This is a genomic window from Leptospira kobayashii, from assembly GCF_003114835.2.
Lineage (GTDB): Bacteria > Spirochaetota > Leptospiria > Leptospirales > Leptospiraceae > Leptospira_A > Leptospira_A kobayashii.
Genome location: NZ_AP025028.1, coordinates 2,723,420 through 2,746,881, shown reverse-complemented (window position 1 = coordinate 2,746,881; position 23,462 = coordinate 2,723,420). Strand labels below are relative to the sequence as shown.

Annotated in this window: 21 protein-coding genes; 12 read left to right on the top strand and 9 right to left on the bottom strand. The window is 40.8% G+C overall.

The genetic code is table 11. From position 1 onward, the window contains the following. The first annotated feature begins 22 nt into the window (after positions 1–22). A complete protein-coding gene (locus tag DI077_RS12375; protein ID WP_109019091.1) occupies positions 23–469 on the top strand; it encodes an SRPBCC family protein in 447 nt (148 codons plus the stop codon). A gap of 6 nt (positions 470–475) precedes the next feature. Here the strand turns inward: DI077_RS12375 and DI077_RS12370 are convergent, their stop codons facing one another. Further along, positions 476–1,132 (bottom strand): class I SAM-dependent methyltransferase, encoded by a 657-nt coding sequence (locus tag DI077_RS12370; protein ID WP_109019092.1) that lies wholly within the window; start codon positions 1,130–1,132, stop codon positions 476–478. A gap of 80 nt (positions 1,133–1,212) precedes the next feature. On the opposite strand from DI077_RS12370, the gene DI077_RS12365 reads away from it, so the two are divergent. After that, a complete protein-coding gene (locus DI077_RS12365) occupies positions 1,213–2,907 on the top strand; it encodes a tetratricopeptide repeat protein (RefSeq protein ID WP_109019093.1) in 1,695 nt (564 codons plus the stop codon). Continuing rightward, positions 2,904–4,127: a tetratricopeptide repeat protein gene (locus DI077_RS12360; protein ID WP_109019094.1), complete on the top strand. Its 1,224-nt coding sequence runs from the start codon at positions 2,904–2,906 to the stop codon at positions 4,125–4,127. Before DI077_RS12365 ends, DI077_RS12360 begins: the two co-directional genes overlap by 4 nt. A gap of 7 nt (positions 4,128–4,134) precedes the next feature. On the opposite strand, the gene DI077_RS12355 is transcribed toward DI077_RS12360, so the two are convergent. Further along, on the bottom strand, positions 4,135–5,103 hold the full coding sequence (locus DI077_RS12355; RefSeq protein ID WP_109019095.1) for an alkaline phosphatase family protein: 969 nt from the start codon (positions 5,101–5,103) through the stop codon (positions 4,135–4,137). A gap of 32 nt (positions 5,104–5,135) precedes the next feature. Between DI077_RS12355 and DI077_RS12350 the strand changes: the two genes are divergently transcribed. The 4 genes from DI077_RS12350 to DI077_RS12335 are packed head-to-tail and all read left to right on the top strand — an operon-like array spanning position 5,136 to position 9,268. Further along, positions 5,136–8,081 carry a hypothetical protein gene (locus DI077_RS12350; RefSeq protein WP_135354843.1) on the top strand — a complete coding sequence of 982 codons (2,946 nt, stop codon included), beginning with the start codon at positions 5,136–5,138 and terminating at the stop codon, positions 8,079–8,081. Next, a complete protein-coding gene (locus DI077_RS12345) occupies positions 8,050–8,661 on the top strand; it encodes a hypothetical protein (protein WP_109019097.1) in 612 nt (203 codons plus the stop codon). Before DI077_RS12350 ends, DI077_RS12345 begins: the two co-directional genes overlap by 32 nt. Continuing rightward, a complete protein-coding gene (locus tag DI077_RS12340) occupies positions 8,661–8,852 on the top strand; it encodes a ribbon-helix-helix domain-containing protein (protein ID WP_109019098.1) in 192 nt (63 codons plus the stop codon). Before DI077_RS12345 ends, DI077_RS12340 begins: the two co-directional genes overlap by 1 nt. Beyond that, complete coding sequence (locus DI077_RS12335) at positions 8,849–9,268, top strand: hypothetical protein (RefSeq protein ID WP_109019099.1); 420 nt, start codon at positions 8,849–8,851, stop codon at positions 9,266–9,268. Before DI077_RS12340 ends, DI077_RS12335 begins: the two co-directional genes overlap by 4 nt. Here the strand turns inward: DI077_RS12335 and DI077_RS12330 are convergent. The 4 genes from DI077_RS12330 to serC are packed head-to-tail and all read right to left on the bottom strand — an operon-like array spanning position 9,233 to position 13,081. Further along, the gene (locus DI077_RS12330) at positions 9,233–10,894 is read right to left on the bottom strand and encodes a LamG-like jellyroll fold domain-containing protein (RefSeq protein ID WP_242935186.1); all 1,662 of its coding nucleotides are present in this window, start codon (positions 10,892–10,894) and stop codon (positions 9,233–9,235) included. The two genes, DI077_RS12335 and DI077_RS12330, sit on opposite strands and share 36 nt — an antisense overlap. Positions 10,895–10,908: 14 nt before the next feature. Continuing rightward, positions 10,909–11,349, bottom strand: coding sequence for a ribose 5-phosphate isomerase B (gene rpiB, locus DI077_RS12325; protein WP_109019101.1), 441 nt, complete (start codon positions 11,347–11,349; stop codon positions 10,909–10,911). Beyond that, complete coding sequence (locus tag DI077_RS12320; RefSeq protein WP_109019102.1) at positions 11,346–11,981, bottom strand: hypothetical protein; 636 nt, start codon at positions 11,979–11,981, stop codon at positions 11,346–11,348. The genes rpiB and DI077_RS12320 overlap by 4 nt, the downstream gene beginning before the upstream one ends. 2 nt (positions 11,982–11,983) lie before the next feature. After that, positions 11,984–13,081: a 3-phosphoserine/phosphohydroxythreonine transaminase gene (gene serC, locus DI077_RS12315; RefSeq protein WP_109019558.1), complete on the bottom strand. Its 1,098-nt coding sequence runs from the start codon at positions 13,079–13,081 to the stop codon at positions 11,984–11,986. Between the two features lie 128 nt (positions 13,082–13,209). Here serC and DI077_RS12310 point away from each other — a divergent pair, with 128 nt between their 5' ends. Then, a complete protein-coding gene (locus tag DI077_RS12310; protein WP_109019103.1) occupies positions 13,210–14,901 on the top strand; it encodes a P83/100 family protein in 1,692 nt (563 codons plus the stop codon). Between the two features lie 276 nt (positions 14,902–15,177). Continuing rightward, a complete protein-coding gene (locus DI077_RS12305; protein ID WP_109019104.1) occupies positions 15,178–15,963 on the top strand; it encodes a helix-turn-helix domain-containing protein in 786 nt (261 codons plus the stop codon). A gap of 6 nt (positions 15,964–15,969) precedes the next feature. Here the strand turns inward: DI077_RS12305 and DI077_RS12300 are convergent, their stop codons facing one another. The 3 genes from DI077_RS12300 to DI077_RS12290 all read right to left on the bottom strand — a co-directional run bounded on the left by DI077_RS12300 (position 15,970) and on the right by DI077_RS12290 (position 19,226). Continuing rightward, positions 15,970–16,368, bottom strand: coding sequence for a hypothetical protein (locus tag DI077_RS12300; protein WP_109019105.1), 399 nt, complete (start codon positions 16,366–16,368; stop codon positions 15,970–15,972). A gap of 137 nt (positions 16,369–16,505) precedes the next feature. Further along, the gene (gene omp85, locus DI077_RS12295; protein WP_423241747.1) at positions 16,506–18,035 is read right to left on the bottom strand and encodes an Omp85 family outer membrane protein; all 1,530 of its coding nucleotides are present in this window, start codon (positions 18,033–18,035) and stop codon (positions 16,506–16,508) included. 84 nt (positions 18,036–18,119) lie between these two features. Next, positions 18,120–19,226 carry a tetratricopeptide repeat protein gene (locus DI077_RS12290; RefSeq protein WP_109019107.1) on the bottom strand — a complete coding sequence of 369 codons (1,107 nt, stop codon included), beginning with the start codon at positions 19,224–19,226 and terminating at the stop codon, positions 18,120–18,122. Between the two features lie 109 nt (positions 19,227–19,335). Here DI077_RS12290 and ilvB point away from each other — a divergent pair, with 109 nt between their 5' ends. Genes ilvB through DI077_RS12275 form a run of 3 tightly spaced genes read left to right on the top strand, consistent with a single transcriptional unit; the run spans position 19,336 to position 23,363 of the window. Then, positions 19,336–21,042, top strand: coding sequence for a biosynthetic-type acetolactate synthase large subunit (ilvB, locus tag DI077_RS12285; protein ID WP_109019559.1), 1,707 nt, complete (start codon positions 19,336–19,338; stop codon positions 21,040–21,042). After that, positions 21,039–21,527 (top strand): acetolactate synthase small subunit, encoded by a 489-nt coding sequence (ilvN, locus tag DI077_RS12280; protein WP_109019108.1) that lies wholly within the window; start codon positions 21,039–21,041, stop codon positions 21,525–21,527. The genes ilvB and ilvN overlap by 4 nt, the downstream gene beginning before the upstream one ends. Positions 21,528–21,587: 60 nt before the next feature. Continuing rightward, positions 21,588–23,363, top strand: a complete 1,776-nt coding sequence (locus DI077_RS12275; protein ID WP_109019109.1) for a peptidase MA family protein — start codon at positions 21,588–21,590, stop codon at positions 23,361–23,363. The last annotated feature ends 99 nt before the right edge of the window (positions 23,364–23,462 follow it).

Below are 23,462 nucleotides of genomic sequence, written 5' to 3'. Positions count from 1 at the left end.
TATCCTTATGTAGGAGCGAAAGATGAACCAAATCAGCCTAAATCATAATTTAAAACTCAGTATGGAAAAACGAATCAAAGCAAGTCAGGAAACTGTTTGGGAAATTCTCACTAGTCCCAAATACATAAAGGAATATCTGTACGGGACTGATGCGATTTCCGATTGGAAAAAAGGGAGTTCACTTATCTTCAAAGGGGAATGGGAAGGAAAAGCTTACGAAGAGAAAGGAGTGATTCTGGAATTTGAAAAACCTTACATATTCAAATATACTTATTTCACTGCGTTTTTCGAACTTCCCGAATTGCCGGAAAATTATGCAATCATTGAAAACAAGCTAACAACCGCAGGTGAAATAGTTACGATTAATCTGACTCAGTCGGGATTTACCTCCGAGGAAAAACTAAAACATTCCGAAGACAGTTGGAATCATTGTCTGGAAATCATTAAAAAAATTGCGGAGACGATATGACAACCGTTACATTTTGAAAATATCCGAGTCGTCCTCTTCTTCCTTCAAGTCGTAATAACCGTAAATAAAGGAAGGACTCGCCTTCACTTCCATTCCGTAGAAGTATTCCGAAATCCTTCCTGATTTGACAACGTCCAGCTTGTATTCTTCCGCGAGAAATTTCATTTTATCGAGAGATATCTTTTCGTTGATTTTAGGACCGAATCCGGATTCCGTTTTCGCCCAATCCACAATGAACAATCTCCCTCCTTGTTTCATGGAACGAATGAGTCCGTCCATGGCAAGACCCGGATTCGGGAATGTGGAAAGAGATAGGGAAGCAAATATGATTTCAGGGACGGGAATCCAAGTGGGAAGAAGAGGGTGATCGGATTGGTCGATGTAGAAAGGAGTTAGCTTTTCCAATCCTTCCAAAAGTTTTCTTCGCAAAATCATATCGATGATTTCTTGTTGGCATTCCCCCGCCCAAACCCAAACATGAGGAAACCATTTTCTAAATTCGTTGAAGTAAAATCCAAGCCCAGAACCGAAATCCACAAGATTTTGCAATCCCTTCCAATTGAAAAAAGCAAAGACATCATCGGGAGAACAGACCTCTCTTCTATGGCTGGAGATCAAATATTCGTGATATTCAAGGGATCTGTAGTATTCCGTGTCCGACATAATTCCAATTTTAACAGATTCTATTTGAGAGTACAATAGAAAAATTCAATTCCATACGCCGGGAAACCGAAAATGAGACTATGGTGGTCTCATCTAAAAAATGGATTTTGGGAGGTTTATTATTTCTCTCCTTTTTTCCTTTGGCAACCCAAACTATTTTTGAAGAAGGGCGTTATCCATCCAGTGCGCGTGTTCTCAGGGCCAATGTTCTGTCCGATAGGAAGTCTACCTTTCTGGCCTGGGAACCTCCTAAAGAAGAAGGGGAAGTGATCGTCGCCCGCGCCAATACAGTGATCGATACTCCCGACAAATTGTATGTGGCAGATTCTCTCGGTCGCTATAAGACCGGTGGTGCAAGTTCCATCAAAACTTTTTACGATTATAATTTGAAACCGGGAACTTATTATTACGCGGTCGTACTCGTCGGAGATATTCGCAAAAGAGAAGTTAAATTATTTCCGAATCAAAATTATACTGTTATTCCTGTTACTATCGAAGATCCCGACGGAACCGTAACCAATCCCGGATTTCCCAGCTTTCCGGATGATCAAGGGATAGGAAGACTTCCGAGTCATGTTTCCAATATTCATGCAGCATTAGAAAAAAAGAATGTACGAATTGATTGGCAAGCACCACCCGGAGTTGTTTCCGGAAGAACGATCTATACTATATACAGATCTTTGAGTCCGATGACCAGTTTACCATTGATGCAAAAAGCGCAAAAATTGGCAGAAGTAAGTCATCCTACTGTCAGTTTTTTGGATCAGGGATTGGAAAAATCCCAAACGGTTTACTACGGAGTTTCCATCAAAGAACCCAATGGAGAAGAAGGCCTTCCTTTGGAAGATAAAAAATCCTCCATCCGCATATTCTATGTTAAAGATAACGGTAAGAATACTGCGGAAGTGATTGCCGACGATTCCGTTCCTGCTTCTCCAAAAAATAAACCGCAGCAATCCATCGCTCCTCCCGATCCGCAAGGCACCTTACATGTTCGAGGTGTCGGTTATGAAAGAGTAGGGAAAGGTGTTGTGATGAGTTGGCTTGCGCCCGAAGGAGTCGATGATTCTTCGATATATTCCGTTTATGCATCTACCAAACCGTTCAACCAAGGGCTTACTTCTTTCGGGGCGGGTGTTGCCGTAAAGGTAGCGACTGTCAATCATCCTAAAACGAATTTTTATATCAAAGAGTTGAAAGAGATCCCGGAATTGTATTTCGGAGTTACGGTTAAGTCGGGTGTGATTTCGGAAGATTTTAATTTGAAAGAGAATGTTTCTTTTTTCAGATATGACTTTAACAAGGATCTGGATAAGCCGGAAGAAATAAAACCTACGTCGGAACAAACCGTTCAAACGACTCAAACTCCTGCAAAGGTGGATACCGCAGTCAATGAGCACAGTGTGGTACCTCCCGAGATCAGACCTCTTTCCGGAAAAGAAGACGGCCTAATAGATGAAAGTGATGAAAATACTCTTTCGACTGTGGGTTATAACCTTTCCGAAACCGATCTCAATCGGATTTTGAAAGAGACAGTGTTGAAACGCAAATTTGAACTTGCGATCGATCGTTTGGAAAAATATCTGGAACGGGAGAAAAACACACATTTGGTGGGTAAGGCGTATTTTTATTTAGGGATTAGTCACCTAAAATCGGGGGAGTATAAAAAAGCTCTCCGATATTTTATGAAGAGAGATGCTAAAAGTTTCTCTCCTGATCGTACAGAATTTTGGACCAACCAGACTCTTGAAAAGCTGGGCAGAGGTAAATCATGAATCGTTCCATCGTTGCATTGGCTGGCTTTTTGTTTATTTGTGCCGGAATCATCACTGCATTTTATCATACTACAATTTATTCCAAAGAAGATCAAAATCAAGTCGTCTTGGAAAGAATTGCGGAAGGCGAAGAATACTTAAAACAAACAAGTGAGAATAGCAAAGAAAAAGCTGTTTCCATTTTCTCCGAACTTGCCGGTAAAAAAGGCCTAGAGAATTACGAATTCAGAATCAAATACAACCAAGCCCGCGCTCTGGAAAAAAACGGGGATCATTATCTTGCATTGGATATTTACAAAGGTTTGAGAAACAAATCCAACCTTACATCGGAAGAAAGAGACAGCCTTTCCTATTCTTTGGGAAATCTTCTTTTGAAATTGGATCAGGAAGTGGAAGGAAAGGGTCATTTGGAATCAGTACTTCGTTCATCCAATAATGCAAAACTCAGATCGAAAGTATTACAATCATTAGCTGATTATAGCTATAATCACAAACTGCTGGAACCTGCTCGCAAAAATTACGTATTGGCTTTGCAGGAAGACAATACGAATACGGAAGCAAGAATCGGTTGGGGAAGAACTCTCCGCAAACAAGGAAAGGATTGGGCTTCTTTCGATGTGTTTGACGAATACATCGAGACGGAAAATCAACTCAGCGGTGCAAACGGCAAGGTTGTGGATGAATACAAAGATTCCGTTTTTGCGGAAGCGAAATCCCTTTATACCAAAAAGACATATTGGAAATCCATTGAACTTTTTCAAAAAGCGTTAACTTTGAATCCTAGTCCGCAAGTGGAAGAAAATTCTTATTTTTATATTGCTTCCGCCTACGATGCGTTAGGGAAACAAAAAGAATCCTTGGAATATTTGAACAAAACTTTGAATAACAGCAATTATTCTTTGGATCAGGCATCCTTATATAAAAAAGGAACGATTTATTTCAGACAAGGTAAGTTTGAAGAAGCAGCTTCCGTATTTCAAACGATTGTAGATAAGTATCCTAAAAACCATATCACAGACAAAGCACTTGCTTGGAAAAAAGAATCTTTGGATCAGTTCAAAGACAATGATGATTTGGATGATGCCGGCAAAGAGGAAAAAATCGGCCGGTTGAACATTGATGCTTTGAATCAGGAAAGAAAGGGAAGCGTATCTCCTTTGATGGAAAAGAAAAAAGAAACAAGTTCCTCAAATGATTTTGGAAACGACTTGGATTTTTAATCCAAGTCTAATTCGGAAAAAACTCATTATGAGCCAAATTTTCCAAAGCCTCATCCAATCCGAACTTTTTGTAAATAATAGGTACTATATCTTTTAAGGAATGAATGTTCTCCGAATATTCTTCTGCGTCTTTTCCATAAAGAATGGTCGCTACCGGATTTTCGGTATGATTTTTTTGGCTTAGATCTTCCATATTTCCATGATCACTCACAACGATGAGTAGATCTTTTTCCGGATCAATCGACTCCAGGATTCCGTAAAAAAAAGCTTCCAAGGTATGAATGATCTTTTCCGCTTTTTCCCAATCCTGTGCATGTCCCACTTTGTCGGTTAAAAAATATTCGTAAATCGTCAGTCCATAGTCGCCAAACATAGAAAATACGGAATTACCCAGAGTTTTGGGATCTCTCAGTTGCAAAAGAGGATCATCTTTCGGTAAACTCTCGGCGGCAAAATCGCGTAGAATTTCATGAGTAAGATCCATATACAGACCTTTTCCGTTTCTGAGGTCATCCATCGTTTTTAACGGTCTATCGCTTGCTAGTTGGATGAGAGTGGAGGCGGAAACCAGTTTCGGTTTTTCCTGGACATGCCTGAGGTAATGGTCCGTGAAACAATTCAGAAAATCAGCTTTGATATTGTTTTCCGAAAGAATCTTGATCATGGAATATTTTGCGATGATCTTCCGCAAAGTGATCGTAGGAAATCCGCTTACATGACGCCCCAAAGTCCCCGGTCCGTTCACACCGGTCCAAAGTGCCGTTTGTCCCGTAGCGGATTGGGGAAGTCCGGGAATTCCCATATGTGCATCCGTTCTTACATAATGCAGAGTATTTGCCAGTTTGGGGAGTTTGGCATCCGTTTGCGATTTGCCGCCTAGGGGGGAAAGAAATCCTTCCGCGAACTTAGAGAACGGATTTGTCTCCGGGTCGTATTTCCCAAGGCCGATTCCATCTAAAAATGTATAAAATATCATCTGTACCTTGGACTAGAGTCGAATTTCAAAAAATGCCACCGATAATAGTAAAGATGATTCGGAAATTCGGACAAGCCTCTATTCTTCTGGGAATCCTATTTTTTTCCGTTTTTTTAGGTTCCGTATTTTTGGTTTGGGAGAGTCTTTCCGACGGATTCTCCCGAAAAGAAAAATTTTTAGAAGCTCTCGCTATTCATCATTCAGCTACCAAACAGGAATACTTAAAACATCTGGAATTCAATCTAAGAGAAGGTGAACTTCCGTATTATGGAAGTTTGGTGGGAAAGAAGATCAAAGACAGATTGAATATAAGTTCTGTCAAAGTCTATGATGAGTCATTGAGACTTGTTTATTCGGATAAAGAAACGAAAGAAGTGTTTCAAAACGAGCTTCGCCACGATGCGAATCCCCTGGAAAAGGGGATGGCCAGGAGTCTCGCGAACGGAGAGATCGCCTACAGATCCAAAGACGGTAAATTTTTTATCACATTTCCGTTACCTTATATGGCAAAACCGAATTTATCAAATCCTAATCTGGAGTTTGGGTATAATTTTTGGGTATTTGATGAAGTAGTGGGAACGATTTATTATACCAATGATGTTTCCGTTTTGAATGGAGATAGAACGGAAGAGGAGCTCCTCCGAACCTTCCAAGGCAAAGAAGGGAAAAAGATTTCCTGGAAAATCGGAGGAGAAGAAGGAATACTTAATAAATACAAATTCAAAGAATATTCCGTTTATATCATTGAAGATGCAAGTCTGTTTTCCAAATGGATTGTATCCCGATTTCTATTGATAATAAGCGTTAGTATTTCTTTTTGCTTTCTTGCACGCATTACATATCTTTCATTAAAAGGAAAACCTTTGGAATTATCCAATTCCAAACTCATCGGAATCATATCTTATCTGATACTAATCACCTTTTACCAAACTTCCTTTTCCATTTTTCCTGATTTTCGTTATTATATTCCTTGGGCAAATATGCGATTGGAACAAGTTGAAAACGAATTGACTATACTTGAAAAAAACGTATTGGATCAGTTTTCTTCCGGCAAAAACAAACGTGAAGATTTCAGGAATTTTCATTATGATTCGGTAGTGAATGATGTTTATACCTGGTCGGACGGAGAAAACTTCAGATCCATTACGGATAGGTTCGGGTTGGGGATTGTAAATCATTTAACGGAAGTTTACTTGGAAAAATCTTCCCGATTATTGCAAAACGAAAAAGAATATATTTTTATCATTCCTATCAATGAAGAAAACAAAAAGTCCACTTTGGTGGTCTTGGCGTTGAACGGGATTTCCTTTTCCGCTAAAAAAGAGAAAGATAGAGACGAATATTATTATCCTGATGTTAGTTTACGGATTTCAAAAGACAGAAACAACGAATCGTTTTTGCTTCATCCCAAACTTTGGGAGGAAGAATTAGTTTCCGGTAGCAAACATACCGAGTCAGGAGTCAGTTCTTTTTCCATATTGAAAGTTCTGTTTCGTTCCTATTATGTATCCGCACCTACCGAAACCAAAGGTCATTTGGACGGACTTTTTATATTCAAAACGGAAGGTGTTTTATCCCTTGTTACCGTTTGGTCTTATATAACTTTCGTACCCTTGCTTTTGGTTTTCGGTTTTTTCAAATTTCAAATCTTCACGAAAAAAGAGAGCGAGGAAGAAGAGCTACTTTCTCTACCTGAAGAAGATAAAACAGAAGATGAGAGTATTCCCGAAGTTACAAATCCGAGCGCGGGGACAGAGGAATCGAAAGAGTTTGTTCCCTTGGAAATCGATCTGACAAAAGACCATGTTATAATGGAAGAGGTAAAGGAAAATAGAGTGGAATCGGCTGTTTCGAATTTGGAAAATACAATCCCTAAAAAAGAAGCGATTGCAGAGTTACCGACTTCTTTCTATTCTGGGAAAGAAACTGTGAAAAAACAAATCCATCAATACATTCCTCCGGTTTTATGGAAAAACAGAAAAGAGTCTTTCGCACCGGAGATTCAGAAAAAAAGAGAATCCATTTTCAATCCTGAGTTGAAGGATCTTGTTCAGAAAGTCACGTCTCAAGAGACCACGGAAGAGGTCTTCAAACAACCTAACGAAGCGCAGTCGTTGAATTGGCCCATCCCGGAAGAAAAAAAATTCGAATACTCTCTTTTGGATCGGGTTTACCGGGGAGACGGAATTTCATTGGACGGTATAGTCGAATACACTCGAAATTTTATCAGCAGGCTGGGTTCCCCCCGATTCTCATTTTTGTTTTTGAACGATACCATCGGATCCTATCATAGTCAGATTTCTTTCGGTCTGGATTACAATACCAGATCCAATATGATTTTTCTTCATAATGATTCTTTTTTCAATTATGATGAAACAGGATATTCCTGGGTGGATATCGATGAAAAGGTAAGACAGGATAAGTTTATCTCCAAAAAATTTTCGTGGGAAATACTTGCTCAAATCGAAACGATTGTTTCTTTCAAGTTGGATTCCTTCGGATTTCCCGGACTATTTCTCGTTCTTTTGAATAAGTCGGAAAAGGAAAAATTTTTGGATTCGCATAGAAGGATGATCGGCGAAAAGTTAAAACAACTGATTCCTGCATTGAATACTCTATTGGAAAAAGAAGAAAAGACTCCGGATCTGTTTGAAGACAGTTTGTCTTGGATGGTTCGTTCCTTCTTACAGGCGACTTTGGGAGGGAAAAGAGTTGCTCATATATCTCGTGTTATATGGGAAAATTATCATCCTTCTACCGCAAATGAAACGAAAAAAGCGTCTCTTTTGGCAAAGGTTGCCGACGTTTTGCAAAGCAATGATCGGGTCATAGAAAGTTCTCCCAATTCTTTTTTGATCATCAGCGAAGCAAATATGAAAGATACTTTGGAGAAATTGCTCCATTTGTATCCGTTCCCTTACGAATGTAAGTTTATGAAATACCCGGATGACGGTGAAAACTACTATCTATATCTTTAGATTGTTTTTAGGTTTCTTGATTTTCGCGGAAGTCTTGTTTGCCGCTCCTTCCAAACGCAAAGAAGAAACCACTATTCTGAAAAAACAAATCTTCGAATACCATCGGTCCGATGAAGAAACGAAATCCATTCCTTATTTGGAAAAATACCTAACTATCAGCCCGAACGAATTGTACTTCAAATTGGTATATGCCAAAGCATTATTATATCGAACCGATTTGGAAGTTCCCAGAAACGATGAAAATATAGAATCGAGAATCAACAAAACCAGAGCCATCCAAACCAATTATAATCGGGCGTCCAAAATATTTCAAGAGAACGTATTGCATTTGGAAAAGGTGCGTCCCAGAGATCCCAATTTAGGCAGATGGTATTATCTTTGGGCTTTCAGCGAATGGTTTTCGGATAACAAGGAAAAGTCGATTAAATTGTTCCAGAAAGCGGTGAAGTTGGATTACAGGCTTACCGAATGTTATTATAATATTGCGGCACTCTACGAATCTCTCGGGCAATGGAAGGATGCCGAATTGTTTTGGAGAAAGTATGAGAAGGCGGAGAAAGAACTGGAGGAAGAGGAATAATGGCAAAGATAGACAAACGATTCCAAATTCTTTTTTCCGAAGAAGAAATTTTGCTTTTGAAAAATGAAGCCGACAAAAGAGGGATTTCGCAAGGAGAGCTGCTCCGACTTGCGCTTCGGAACGAAATCACCCAAAAATCGGACTTCACCCGAATCAAAGCGCTTCGAACGATTACGGAGTTATTGAATTGAAAATTTACATCTCGTCCACAGTTTGGAAGGCACTTCTATGGAATGAGGATAATAAAAAAATACTTCCTATACTCGAGTCCTATATCCATGAACGCCATCAATTGTATACTTCCGTATATTCGGTGTTAAACGTGTTTTCCGAATTTCCGAAAGATAAAAAAGAAAAGGAAAGAAGTTTCCTTCATTTGGTAAACGAAATCGTAGAGGAAATACTTTCCTTTAGTAGGGAAACTTTGGAAGTTTTGGCAGGCAACGCGGATACTGCAAATGCGAACCCGACTTTGCATTTGCTTTCCGTCGAGTCTTCTATCGCGCTGCTTTCCGGGATGGAAGAGGTTTTGTATTTTGAGAGGGCGAATGCGGATCTTCCCGAATCCAAGCTACCTTTGAGAAACCTCTTTGGGGAAATGAACTGAAATCGGACCGGAGAGACCGCTTTTCTGGTCTCTTCCTTCCCATTCGTCGTGATAACGGTTGTAAGCTGAAATTTTGAAATAATAAGAAATCCCCGATTGAAATAAAGCTCCTCGCCTTTCTCTGTTCGCGGTAAATTTCGGATCTTCCAGTGTTTTGCTGAGAGAAGGAGCATCCGATTCGGAGATATAAATATTGGAAAGTAGGGTGCTTTCGTCCGCACAGAATTTCAGGTTTTTATAATCGTTCTCTTCGGTCTTCCCATCAATGGATTTCAAACCTTCCGTTTGAGAGTTTTTGACAAATAAGGTTCCGATCATTCGGCTCGGTTCCACTCCGTAATGGATCATATAACCTCCTCCGTTTTGAACTTCTCTTTCATGATTGGAGTTCCAAGCAAAACAAATCTTTTTATCCAAAGGTGAAAATTCGGAAATTCGAAATCCTGTGGGTATATTGGGAGGAATGATTTCTTTCAGTTTATATTGGAATGCATGGAATGAGGGAGAAGCGGTTCCTTCCGGATCGGATCGCAACCAAACTTTCCATTGGTGGAAACGGAATTTTTCCAAGTTCGCTGGAATTTTATTTCCATCTTCGATTCGAGTCCAAGGAACGTGAGTTTGTGACTCTGAAAATTTGCGATTGCTACCTCTGAAATATACGTTTACCTGAGAATCCTTAGGTTTTTCGAAAGAAGCTTCAAATTGCATTAGGCTTGCGAAACTATGCTCCGTCATATAGATCGGGGAAATGATCCAACTACCATTTTGACTTGCCAGTTTGGTTTCATCGGAATAAGTCACTCTTGCAAATCGGGAGTAATCTTTGTTTTCCATCGGCTCACCTTTGTGGATATGAACCGCATCCATATTTCCAAAGAAAGATTTACCTATGACCAAATTCGTGGAATCATGTTCCGGAAAACTAACTCCGATTATATTGGAAACGTTTCCTTCGAAACTTGCCGTTTCATAACCGTTTTGGTACAGACTGAACTTCATTTCATTTACATCGAAATAGATGGAGATGACATGCCATTCTTTTCTGGGAATGGAGATATTCGATCTGACTTCTGCGCTCTTTGTTGATCCGTTGGAAGTTTGAAACAAGTTGTTGGCATAAAACACCGGTTTGTTTTCTTCTATTTCCAAACTGAACCCGTATTTTTTCCCTTTGATAAAAACGGTTCTGTCCAGAACGACTGAGCTTGCACCTTGTTCGCTGATAAGCAGGGGAACCGTTATGGAAAAAGATTCGGGATTTGTACCGAAAAGCGGTGAGCCGGATACGGAAACATGGATTTGATTTCTTTTTCCGGAAAAATATGCGGATCTTTTCCCAAAGAAAGAATGTTTTTCATCTATAATGTATGAGGAAGATAGGATGGAAACCGATTTGGGAGATTTGAAATTGGAGCTGGAAAATACTTCTTCTTTTCCTTCGGGAGAACTTACTTCTCCTTCAAAGTCCAAAAACAATTCTTTGTTTTTCGGTGTATTTTCACTTGCGCGAATGATTTCTTTTTTGCCGGGTTTGGTTTCGATGATTGCATCAATCCGTTTCCAATCCGATAATGGAGTTTGTGTTAGGCGGACGATTTCTTTGGCATCCAGATTGAATGCCAAAAATAATAAAGTGATTAGGGTTTTTGTTCTTCGATCAAACCTAGTCTCCGTTCGTGACGGCCGCCCTCGAAATCTGTATCTATCCATTTTTGTACAATCCGAAGAGCCAGATCTGTTCCCAAAACCCTACCTCCCAAAACGATTACATTTGCATCATTATGTCGGCGGGACATTTCAGCAGTGAATTCGTCATGGCAGAGTGCCGCTCTGATTCCCGGAATTCGGTTTGCCGCAATCGAGGCGCCGATTCCTGTTCCGCAGAGGGCGATGAGTCTGGGCACTTCCCCCGCCAAAACTTTTCGGCAGGCATCCCCGATGATGGTCGGGTAATCAACAGAAGCTTCGCTCTTTGTACCATAATCGACCACTTCAAAACTTTCCTCCAGGCTTTTCCTTAGGAATTCTTTTAGGGTAAATCCTCCGTGGTCGGACGCGATTCCTAACTTGGGTTTCATAATGAATTCTCCGTAAATTTTGCTAAATAATTAAGGTAAGATGCTCTGGATTCAATGGAAAGGCTAAACAGGAATTTTTCTCTTTCCCGAACCAAACTTCCGTAACGAGCCCGGATTTCTTCTTCCAGATTCCCTTTTTTGTTTTCCCAATCTTTGTCTGAGTACATTAGACCGTCTCTTGTGAGGTTTCTGATTCCCTCCACAAGCTGGCCTCTCGTTTCGGTCCAATCTTTCACGGACTTCATTTCGATCGGGGTAAGTGGAAAATCCCGTTCGGTAGAAGTGAGAATTCTAAGCTCCAGACGGAATAGATGGTCTTCCCGGGAAATGCCGAATTCATAACCGGATAAGATGGCGTTTTTGTCCGATTCTTTTTTGATGAGCCCCCGCAAACAGGCCAAAGACGACAAACGGAGGTTTGCCGATTCTTTGGCGAAATTTTGAAAGGAATTGGATTCCAATTCATAACTGTTTTTGGAAAGCATTCCTATTCCCCAGTCTTTCAGGGGTTTGTAACAGGATTTTGCTTCCTTTCCCAGTTCCAATTCTTCGGGAATCCAAACGGAACTGGAACTGAGGGAGCTTACCCACAAAGAAAAAATAAATAAGAAAGATACGTTTTTGATTTTCAAAACTAACCTTTGGATCTTTCGAATTCTTTCATATAGGAGATAAGTGTTTCTATACCCGACTTAGGCATTGCGTTGTAAATGGAAGCTCTGAATCCACCTACATCTCTGTATCCTTTGAGCCCTGCAAGTCCTGCAGCTTCCGTTCCTTCTAAAAATTTAGAATCAAGAGAATCGTCTTTCAAACGGAAGACAACATTCATCGCGGAACGGTTTTTTACGGGGACGGGTGCATAATAAAGGGAAGAGGAATCGATCGTATCATAAAGGAGTTTTGCTTTCTCTTCGTTTTCCTTCTCCATCACTTCGACTCCTCCTTTTTCTATCAGCCATTCGAAGACAAGTCCTGCCATATAAATGGAGTAAGTCGGAGGTGTGTTGTAGAGCGATCCGTTTTTTTCCATCAATTCGAAATTCATAAGATTGGGAATAGGATGGTTTTGTTTCGGAAGTTTTTCTTTGTCGTAGATAACAAGTGTTAATCCGGATGGACCTATGTTTTTCTGAGCGCCTGCAAAAATAACGCTGAAATCTTCTATGTTCAACTTACGACTTAAAAGATCACTCGTCATGTCTGCAATGAGAGGGGCCTTTTTCAATTTGGGTAACGTTTTGTAACGGGTTCCGTAAATCGTATTATTGGAAGTGATATAAACATATTTTGCATCATCGGAAATCAGTTCATCCGTAAGTTCGGGGATTTCCGTATATTTGGAATCCTTTCCGTCGAAGATGGTTTTTACATTCGGATAGAATTTTTTAGCCTCTTCTCTGGCTTTCACAGCCCAGACTCCGGTAAGTGCAAAGTCTGCGGATTCCCCTTCTTTCAAATAATTGAGGGGAATCGCTGAGAATTGAAGTGTAGCTCCACCGGGATAATAGACGACTCCGTAACGATCGGGAATGGAGAGAAGAGAACGCAAATAGTGAATCGATCGGTCCAGGATGTCTTGGAAGGGTTTTGCCCTGTGACTCATCTCCATTACAGACATTCCTGTCCCTTGGTAGTTCAGGAATTCTCTTTGGGCTTTTTCCATCACTTCCGTAGGAAGCATGGCAGGCCCTGCGTTGAAATTGTGGATTCTTGAAGTAAATTTTCCCATTCCCTTCCCAGATTTGTTCCATGAGACAAGGGGTAAATATCTTTTTAAATGAGGGAAAACTTGCTTTTCAGATTCCATTCCTTCCTTTAAAATAGCGCTATTCTTTAAAAAAAAATTAAGAGGGTGAAATGAGATTATTTCGCGCGACCGCTATCTTTTTGTTTGTTGTTGTAACAGGAGTTTCCGCACAATCCAAGGCACCGCTTGGGGAATCGGAAATCAAGGGAGCAAAGAAGATTGAGTTTATCAATCGCTCTTTAAAAAAAGCAAACCCTGATATCCTTCAGGAAAATGCCGAAACCGGTAAAAAATTAGCTACTGCACTCAGCAAATCCGACAGTGCTTCCGTCAGCGGAGTTACCGTGCAAAGAATTCAACCGGGCGGGGATGGAAAACTGGGAGCCGATATTTTTTCCATTAGCGAATCTCAATCTTTCGATCACGTAAATTCGATCGTAAGGATCGTAGCTGCATACCTCGAAAGTTCCTTTCAATACAAGGCCGGCGGTGCCGACACTCTCGCACAATATGTGTTATACTACAATGCGGCTCATAGAAAAGATCTCAAATTCGTTACCGGCAAATATACGGAAGAAGTTGTTAAAGCGGTAACGGCTGACAAAATCGGGATTGATACGAATTATAAAAATTGGTCCGGCAAAACCCAACTGATCATTCCGATTGAAAAGAACATTCTTAAGGACAGCGGTAAGGATGTTACTACGGATGAGTTGGAAAAAGATGTCAATAAAATCGTAAAAGACAAAGAGAAAGATCCTGCTACAAAACAAAAGATGCAGGATGAAGCCAAAAAAATGGACAAACTTCAAGATGATAAAATCAAAGAAGAAAAGAAAATTGTCCAAGATAAAAAACAAGAAGTAGCCAAAGAACAAAAACAAGTTGCCGAGAAAAAAGAAGAGCTGGCAAAAAAAGAAGCTACCACCGTTGCCAACCTCAACGAATTGAAAAAAGATCCGGTTAAAAATAAAGCCGAGATCGAGAAAAAAACGGAAGAAGTAAAACAAATCCAACAAGAACAAAAAGCTACCGAAGTCAAAGAAGCCGCTCTGGAACAAAAGAAAGAAGAGCTTGTTAAAAAAGAAGAGCAAGTCGCAGCGAAAGAAGAAGCCAGAAAAGAAGATGGTAAAACCGAAACCGCCACTGCGGAACCTGCAAAAACAACGGAAGCTGTGAAGGCAGCGGAAGAGAAAGTGCAGGAAGTTCAAAAAGAACTTTCTCAAGTCAAAGACGAACTTAAGAAAAAAGAAGAACAAAGTGATAATGTGATCAATAATAAAATCCTTTTCATGAAGTTCATCAAGTATGATGCGGACGGTCACTACTCAAACGAACTTTGGGCGATCGATACAAAAAAAGACGATGCGCTTTTCAAAAGTCCTTACAATAACATCTGTTCCAAGGAATTCAAGGAGATTCCGAACCAAGGAGTTCTTGTTTTGGGTTACGATGGAGAAAAAATCGAAACCAGAAAACACAAATTGGTTTTACTCGATCCGGACAAATTGGGTGTTAAAAAATCCAGTGAAAATGCGGATATCTTCTGGAGAACTCCTATTGTTCCGAGAGAAGACAAAATCTACGTGGTAGAAAAATTCCAAGACAAATACTATGTAGCTCGTTTCAAATCCGATCTAACTTTTGAAGCACGATCTTCCGAAGCAATTGAAGAAAATTCGGAACTAACTTTTTTCAGTGAAAAAATTTATGTAACAGGAAAGCCGAAAGAAGGGGACAAGACGACGATCAAGATTTTCAAAAAAGAAGATCTAACATTGGTTAAAACAATCGCTCCTTAATTTTTAGAATTTTCCGTATAGGGAAAAAGACCGAGCTGAAAGGCTTGGTCTTTTTTTTTGGTAGGGAAGGGGGAAGGAGATCGAAGGTATACCATCCCCGCCCTATAGGCATTGGGTGGGGTTAACCACCCGCCACCCAATGCCTTTCCTTTACCACAAACTCATTGCAAAATCAATCCTATCTTCGAAATTCATTTTTTTAATTTGGAAAAGTTCGCCTTTTTGTCTTAGAGAGGAATTGATTCGAATTCATATCTTTGGTATATTGGGTTCCAAATGAAAAACGGATTCGGCGACCAACTCAGGGAATGGAGAAAGCTTCGTAAAAAAAGCCAATTGGAACTTGCTTTGGATGCGGAAATTTCCAGCAAACATATCAGCTTTTTGGAAACCGGAAGGGCCAATCCCAGCAAAGAAATGATCCATCGGCTTTCCGATGTTTTGGATATTCCTTTTCGGGAAAGAAATTTATTAATGTTAGGTGCCGGTCTTTCCCCTCTTTATTCCGATCAAAAAATAGACGACCCCGCAATGAAATCCGTCTCCGACGCGATTCATTTCATTTTAAAGCAACAGGAACCGTATCCCGCTATACTAACAAATGGTAGTTGGGATGTGCTTCGTGTGAATTCTGCCGCCGGATTTTTATTCGGGCTTTTGTTTCCGGGCTCTCCCGTCATCGGCCAAAATCTCATGGAATTGTTATTTCATCCGGATGGATTTCGAAAATATATCCTTAACTGGGATGAAGTTTGTCCTTTTTTATTGGGAAGGTTGAAGCAGGAAGCTCGTTTAGGAAAAAGAGAAAGTTTTGAATTGTATGAAAGGATTTCTAAATTTTTGCCCAAAGATCAAGTTGAGTTTTTACCGAAGGAAAACCTACCTCTCATTTCGGTTGATATTTCTTTTGAAGGGAAAGTTCTGTCTTTTTTATCCGTTATTTCCGCATTCGGAACACCTTTGGATGTCGGATTACAAGAGTTAAAGATAGAGACTTTTTTTCCCAATGATAAACAAACAGCGGAAACAATGGCATATCTTGCTTCCACTGTTAAAAATTAGATTCGTTTAGTTTGTTTGTGTTTCTATGTTTCGAATTCCCTTAAATTCAAAAATAGCAAATCCCAAAACGGCGAGACCTACTGCGCTGGCAAATGCAAATCCGAAGATATGTATGTTTTCAAAAAAAGCCGAAAGTAGTCCAATCGTTCCCAAAACCCATACCACATCCATGTAGAATATGATATGAGAAATCGTAAGATTCGGTTTTTCTTTCTTTCCGATAAAAAACACAAATCCTCCGAAAAGGACAAGTCCTCCTCCCAATAATGCCGGATAAATACTCGGAAGGTTTCCGTAAAGAGTAGATAAATAATCTGCCAAAATCAAGCAGATGACTCCGGTCGCTCCGGAAAGAAATCCATTGATTAGAAATGTGTTTTTTAAAAGGGAATAGGGTTGGTTCATATACTGTTCTCCAATGAGTAACAGTATAATACGGGAAGAGAGGCGGGTCGATTACCTGAGAGGTAATATTTACATATATTACCTTCGGTTAAAAAATAAAATCGACTTAAACGTTTATTTCACAATCCTCTTCCTTATCAAAAGACGTGACTAAAGTTAACAAATGTTTGTTCATCTTCTCTGGATTTAGCATAGTCAATCATGATGATTGTCGCTTGGTTCCAAGCGATTCGCAGCCCGATCCCTCGTGAATATTTATAACCTTTCCAGCCGATCTTATGTTCGTCGTCCCAAACACGCCCGTAGTCCATAAAAGGAACCAGGTTAAATACAAAATACTCGCTTCCGATTTTTGTCTCTGCGAATTTCCAACGGACTTCCGAGTTTCCCCAACCCATGGTTCTACCCACAAAACGATCTTGTTTGAATCCCCTGAGAGTTCGAAGTCCCCCGAGCCCGCCCATCATACCTTCCGTACCCCAAAGGTTTCTGTATTCGAAAAAGGGAACATCTCCGTCGGTAAGTCCCATAGCAAATCGATTGGCGATGACTAACTTATCAAATAGTTTCGGAAACGGACTCCAGAAAAATTTTCCCTGAACGAAATACTTTTGAAAATTGAAGTCGGAACCCATTGCTTTCGAGTTTTTCTCGTAAGTGGCTTCTAAAAATACTCCGCTATTCGGATCCGGTTCATAGTCTCTTGTATCGTAAACGAGACCAACTCGTAGCGAATTCACATAGCCACCGTTATATCCGCGTAGCTTGCCTGCCTCATTGTCTTCAGTAAGTCTTGTCTTTCCGTTCGGAACTTCGGCTCCGTAATTGAGCGGATCTCCTCCGAGTAAGGGATCTTTTCCCTGAATCAGTTTTCCGTCGTAAGTATGGACGATGTTATTCGAAAATTTTAACCCGGTTACCAAACGGACTGTTCCGCCCACATAGGATCTTTCCGCGCTGGCAGTCGCCATGGGAGTTTCTATCTGATAACGATTGTACATCCGATCCGTTACAAGATAACCTTGGCCGCTGGGAATCCCCGAATAGTTTCGTCCGCCGAACATCACTGAGTCGGAAGGCATGCCTGGTCGGAAGTAGGTCAAATTTCTTTCCTGATCCATATAGCTTGCGTTCTGAATCAATCTTCCGTCCGATTGGTTTCGGTCCAGATAGGACAGAGGTTTTAAACTGTTTTCCCCCAATCCGAAATAGAGAGTAGTCGGTGTGATCGTTAAAAATGCATCCGCACGCAATCTCCATTTGGTATCTGCGATAAAAGGCATATCCAGACTCAATTGGTGGTATTGTGCGTTTTTGTTTGTATTGAAATATTGGGCGAAAAATCGCAATCGGTAAGGGGTATACTCAAATAAGGGATCGGCTTTTTTGCCGTTATTGTACATATAAGCCCGAACCCCATAACCAATCCCTTCGTTAGGGTCCGAGTTGATCAATGGTAAGCCGGTCGGATACCAACCCTCGTTTTTTTGTTCCAGATCCTTTTTACAAAGCTGCTTCGAGGCATCCATGGGAAAGGGGAGGTCTTTTCTCGGTGCCGGCTTTTCACATCCGTCCGAGGGTGCGAATTCTTGTGCTTTCAGTTCGTGACCAGTGAAATATAATGTACAGATAGTACATAGAAAAAAGCTCAGTTGTTTGTGCATCATCGATGTCTCTAAGGTAAAGCTGTCCTAGAGATCATCTTAAAATGGATTTAGTCAATATTAAAAAGTTCTAAAACGGGAGGATCTTTAATCTTTTAGATATTCGATTCTTTCTCGGATGCTTTCGTTGGATGGAATTTTTTTAGCAAGGTCTTCTAACATTTTGATGGCTTGAACTTTTTTGCCCATCAGATCCCAGAGATCGGAGAGTTCGAGAGCCGGTCTAGGATCATTTGGTGATTTGGCCAATAGGTTGACGTAGATTTCTTCCGCCTTGTCCAAGTCTCCGATCAATTTCAGAGCGGCAGCCTTTCCCAAAAGTGCAAAATAATCATCCCCGCTCGCCAGAATTTTATTAAAGCATTCCAAGGCTTTATCGTATTTACCGAGACCTCTGAGAGAGTCCGCATAACGATTGATAATTAATTTATTTTCCGGATCGAATTCCAGAATTTTTTCCCAATAGAGAATCGCAGTTTCAAAATCCTTTTTGCCGCGATAGGATTCCGCAAGTCCGTATAAGGCGAAAAAGTTGCGTCCGTCCAATTCTTTGGCGCGCTCGTAATAAATGATCGCTTTGTCGAAGTCTTTGATCTTGCGGTAACTGTTACCGATTTCCGTCAGAATCTTGATATTGTTCGGTTGTGTGGATAAAAGTTTTTCCCACCATTGGATCGCTTCCGCATAACGTTGGCAGGCAAAAAACAAATGACCCAGTCCTACGATCACATACTGATCGTTCGGATTGATCTGCAACGCCTCCATATAATAAACTTCCGATTCTTTGAAGTTTTTCAATTTGCGATGGGCGTCCGCCACTCGGGAGAGTATACTTGCGTCTGTAATTGTTATATGATGAAATTCTTCCGCAACTTCTATGATTTTTTTCAGGCTGTTCAAATCACGGTAACAATTCATAAGTCCCATCAGGGAAAATTTATTTGTTGAATCTTGCGCTAAACATTTGCGATAATAAATAATTGCTTCGGCAGGTTGTTTTGTTTTGGCATAATAATCGCCTAAGCCCACCAGTCCGTAAGTGTTGGATGGATCTTCTTCCAATAGGATTTCCAGACGTTCTTTCGCCTCTCGAAACCTTCCTTGGTCTAAGAACCGATACGCTTCCTTGGCTAAAGATTTTATTTTTGAAAATTTTTCATCTTCTTGGGGTTTTTCTATTTCTGTTTTGTCCATCGGATAGGCTCAATATCTAGGTTCAAAATTTGGACAGCAAAAATCGAGTTAAAAACGAGAGAACATTGACTTAATGCCCTTTTTTGCAGAAATGGTATTGGGGGAAAACATGACTACAAATACCGAAGCTATCTCAGGTGCCAGATTGATGGTCGAACTCTTGGAAGAGGCGGGTGTGGAAATCGTGTTTGGTTATCCCGGCGGCGCCATCCTTCCTTTTTACGATGAGCTCTATCACAGCAAAAAAATCCGACACATTCTTGTCCGCCATGAGCAGGGTGCCATACATATGGCAGAAGGGTACGCGCGTTCCACCGGAAAACTAGGTGTTTGCATCGCCACTTCCGGTCCTGGTGCCACAAACCTGATTACTGGACTCACCGATGCCAAGATGGATTCCATTCCTATCTTAGCCATTACAGGACAAGTGGCAACCGCAGATATAGGAACCGATGCTTTCCAGGAAGCGGATATTTACGGAATTACAATTCCGATTACGAAATACAATGCTCTCATCAAATCTCCTGACGATCTTGCCCGCCATTTTGAAGAAGCGATGAAAATCGCCATGGGAGGAAGGCCTGGACCTGTGTTACTTGATTTTCCAAAAGATGTACAAATCGGGAAAACTACAGTTCGTAAAGCTCCCTCTCTCAAAATCGCAACTCATCATTATGAACGCCAAAAAGTAAAAGGCGATGCACAGGAATTTGCAGAAGTTCTGAATACAGCAAAACGACCGTTACTTTATGTAGGAGGAGGAGCGATCAATTCGTTCGCTTCGGCCGAAATCAAAGCACTTGCGGAAAAAGCAAATGCACCGGTTACAACAACCTTGATGGGGATCGGGGCATTTCCCGCCACTCATCCTCTCAGCGTCGGGATGCTCGGGATGCATGGAACAGCTTACGCAAATAAGGCGGTTCTTGAATGCGATTATATTTTAAATTTGGGTGCCCGCTTTGACGACCGCGTTGCCAAAAAATACGATTTTGCTCCGAGTGCCATCAGAGCTCATATCGATATAGATGCGGCAGAATTCAACAAACGTGTGAATGTCGATCATGTACTTCACGGGGATTTGAAAGATGCCGTTCGTGAAATTCTACCATATATTAAAACAACAGACAGATCCGAATGGATCGGCAGAATTGCTCAGTTGAAAAAAGATCATCCTTTGGATTTTGATAATTCCAGTGACGTGATCAAACCTCAGGATTTTTTAAAACGGGTCTATGAAAAGACAAACGGTAAGGCGATTGTTTCTACGGATGTAGGCCAACATCAGATGTGGGCCGCGCAGTATTATTTATTTGATGAACCGAACACTTGGCTGACTTCCGGCGGGCTTGGTACTATGGGTTACGGTTTGCCTGCTGCCATCGGGGCAAAATTCGGAAATCCCGATAAGACTGTAATTTGTGTGACAGGAGACGGATCGTTTCAGATGTGCATTCAGGAATTGGCAACGATCGCCCAGTCAAAGTTAGGTGTCAAAATCCTGCTCTTTAATAATAATTTTCTCGGAATGGTCCGTCAGTGGCAGGAATTGTTTTATGAAGAAAGATTCAGTGAGTCGCAATGGACATACAATCCGAATTTTGTGAAACTCGCCGAATCCTATGACATTCCCGGAATGAGGATTGAGAAAAAATCCGAAATTCAAAAAGGGATCGATTTTTTTCTCAATGACGAAGGTTCCGCTCTCATCGAAGTGATGATTCCTGCGGAAGAAAAAGTTTTTCCGATGATCCCTGCCGGCAAATCCCAGAAAGACCTACTTGAATTTAAGGACTTGGCAAAGTTAAAGAAATGAAATATACACTCAGCATTTTAGTGAACAATCATCATGGAGTGATGAGCCATGTTTCCGGTCTTTTCACAAGAAGAGCATATAACATCGATTCGATTGCGGTAGGTGTTACCGACAATCCTGAGATTTCTTCGATGACCATTGTGTTAAACGGAGATGATTTTACAGTGGGTCAGGTGAAAAATCAATTATTGAAATTGCCCGATGTTTTGAAAGTCCAAGACATGGCTTATGCAAGTTCCGTGCAAAGGGAATTGGTTCTTATCTCCGTAACGATCACCGAATCCAACCGAACAGAGGCACTTACCGTCTGTGATGGGTTTGGTGCGAAGGTTTTGGAAATCACGGAAGACTCCCTTCTTTTGGAATTTTCAGGAAACTCAAGACAAGTGGGGAATATGATTTCTCTTATGAAACAATTCGGAATCAGAGAGATTTCCCGCACCGGCCAAATCGCAATCGCATATAGAAATCAAAATTCTTTTTAGAACCTACTTGACTTTTGTTTTAATGTCGAAATCATATCGGCGTTTGGACAAAGGATCAGTATGTTTCAAAAAAAGCCCGTTTTCTTATTTATTTTTGTCATAAATTTATTTCCTGTTTTCGCCCAAGACCCCGGCAGGGTTCGTGTGCCTTACCTCCAGGGAACCAACCGGACCGAGATCTCCCGCTACCAATGGGGCGCTTCCGCTCCCACCCGATTTGAAGATATTTCCGGAATTACCATTCCACAAATTGGTGAACTACGTCTAAAATTTCCTTCCAACACTCCTTCCTTCTATTCAGGACCGGACGGAGGTGAAGTTTATCTTTGGAAAAAAGACAATTACAGATGGAAAAGGACGGATGGGAGCGTACTTACGGAATGGGAAAACGGGACTTGGAAATTGGAGATGCAAGACGGTTCCCAGTTTACTTCCTTCGGGGCGGCGGGATCGTGTAGCGGTTGTTTGCCGAAAATTCAATTGGACTGGAAGGATGGTTCCAGACTGATCCGGGACTGGGTTCCTCACAGAAAGGAATTCGCGTGGGTATTTCAAAAAAGCAACGTATCGCCTGCATTAAATTGGCAATTGATCGATCCTTCCAAAGCGAAACCGGGTCGTTTTTTAGTTTCCAAATATAGTTTTTATCATTCTTCGGATTGGGATTTATACTTACAGGCGTTAAAAGAAAATTTTCCCTCTAACGAATTTTTCGCTTTTGCTAAGAAAGAATTCGATATGGAAAACGTAGGTCAGGTTCCCGTATTATTATTTGATAAAAACGGAGAGATGTCCGCTTACCAAGGAAAGGATTTGCCCGGCGGCTCCGAAGAAGGGGGGTTTGGCGGTCAGAATTCAATTACTATGTGTTGCGGGGAAAAACAAGCAAAGCCGACGGGGAATTCCGTTTTGGACGAGGATGCGAAAAAGAGGGCCTTTCTGGGTACTTTTTACCATGAAGCGGTTCATAACTTGGAACAAATGACTTGTCTTTCTTATAAAGCCGGCCTAGCCAACTTACCGAAAGAAAATCTTCCCGATCCATGGTTTGATGAAGGAATTGCCAATTATATTGCCGCTCAATTTTCCATTTCGAAAAAATACTATATCTACGAAGAATTGGACAAAAGAATCCAAGCAGGCAAAATTCCTACCGGCTATGCTGCATTACTCAAGCAAGGGTATCAGGATTTACTTCCTTATTCTCTGGGCGCATATATGGTCGAGTATATGCATAAAAACTATGGCAGCAAAACGGTTGTTAAATACAATAAGGATACTTGTTTGGGAACGGACTCCGCTCTCGCTTTGGAAAAGGCAACGGGTGTTTCCGCCGATCAATTTATCTCTCTTACTGTAGCCGACTTCCAATCTAAAAAATCCGTCTTACTTTCCGATTCTAAAAAGAAAATTTTGAAAGGCTCTACTGTGATGATGCCGGTGAATGCTAGTATCTATCAGAGTTTTTTAGAGAAAGGTTTTCCTTTGCCTACTTCTCCTTTTGACATTCAGAATTATGAGGATATTCCTTCCGTTCGGGAAACCTTCCTCGCTTCTGTGGAACCGTTTCTAAAAAAAATAGAAGGGGACTTCGATGGTCCGGGAGAATCCACTTTTTTCTTATGGAAATCCGGAATTTACAAATGGCAGGGAAAAACTTGGGAAGCGACTTACTTTCCGGGAAATCAAACTATTTTCAAAAAAGACGGCTGGACTATCATTGAATGGGATGATGGAAAAAGAAGAATGGTTTCTTCGGATGGAACATCTGTTATGTTTTGGACAAAGGACCAAAAAGGGTATTTTGATTCTTCCGGGAAACAAATCAAAAGATAAAAAAAAGGTTAGAATCTTGTGACGAAATTATCGTCACTTCTCTAACCTTTTCGGTTTCAATCGATGTTTCGATTTGGCTTATAACTTACAATTGCAGGT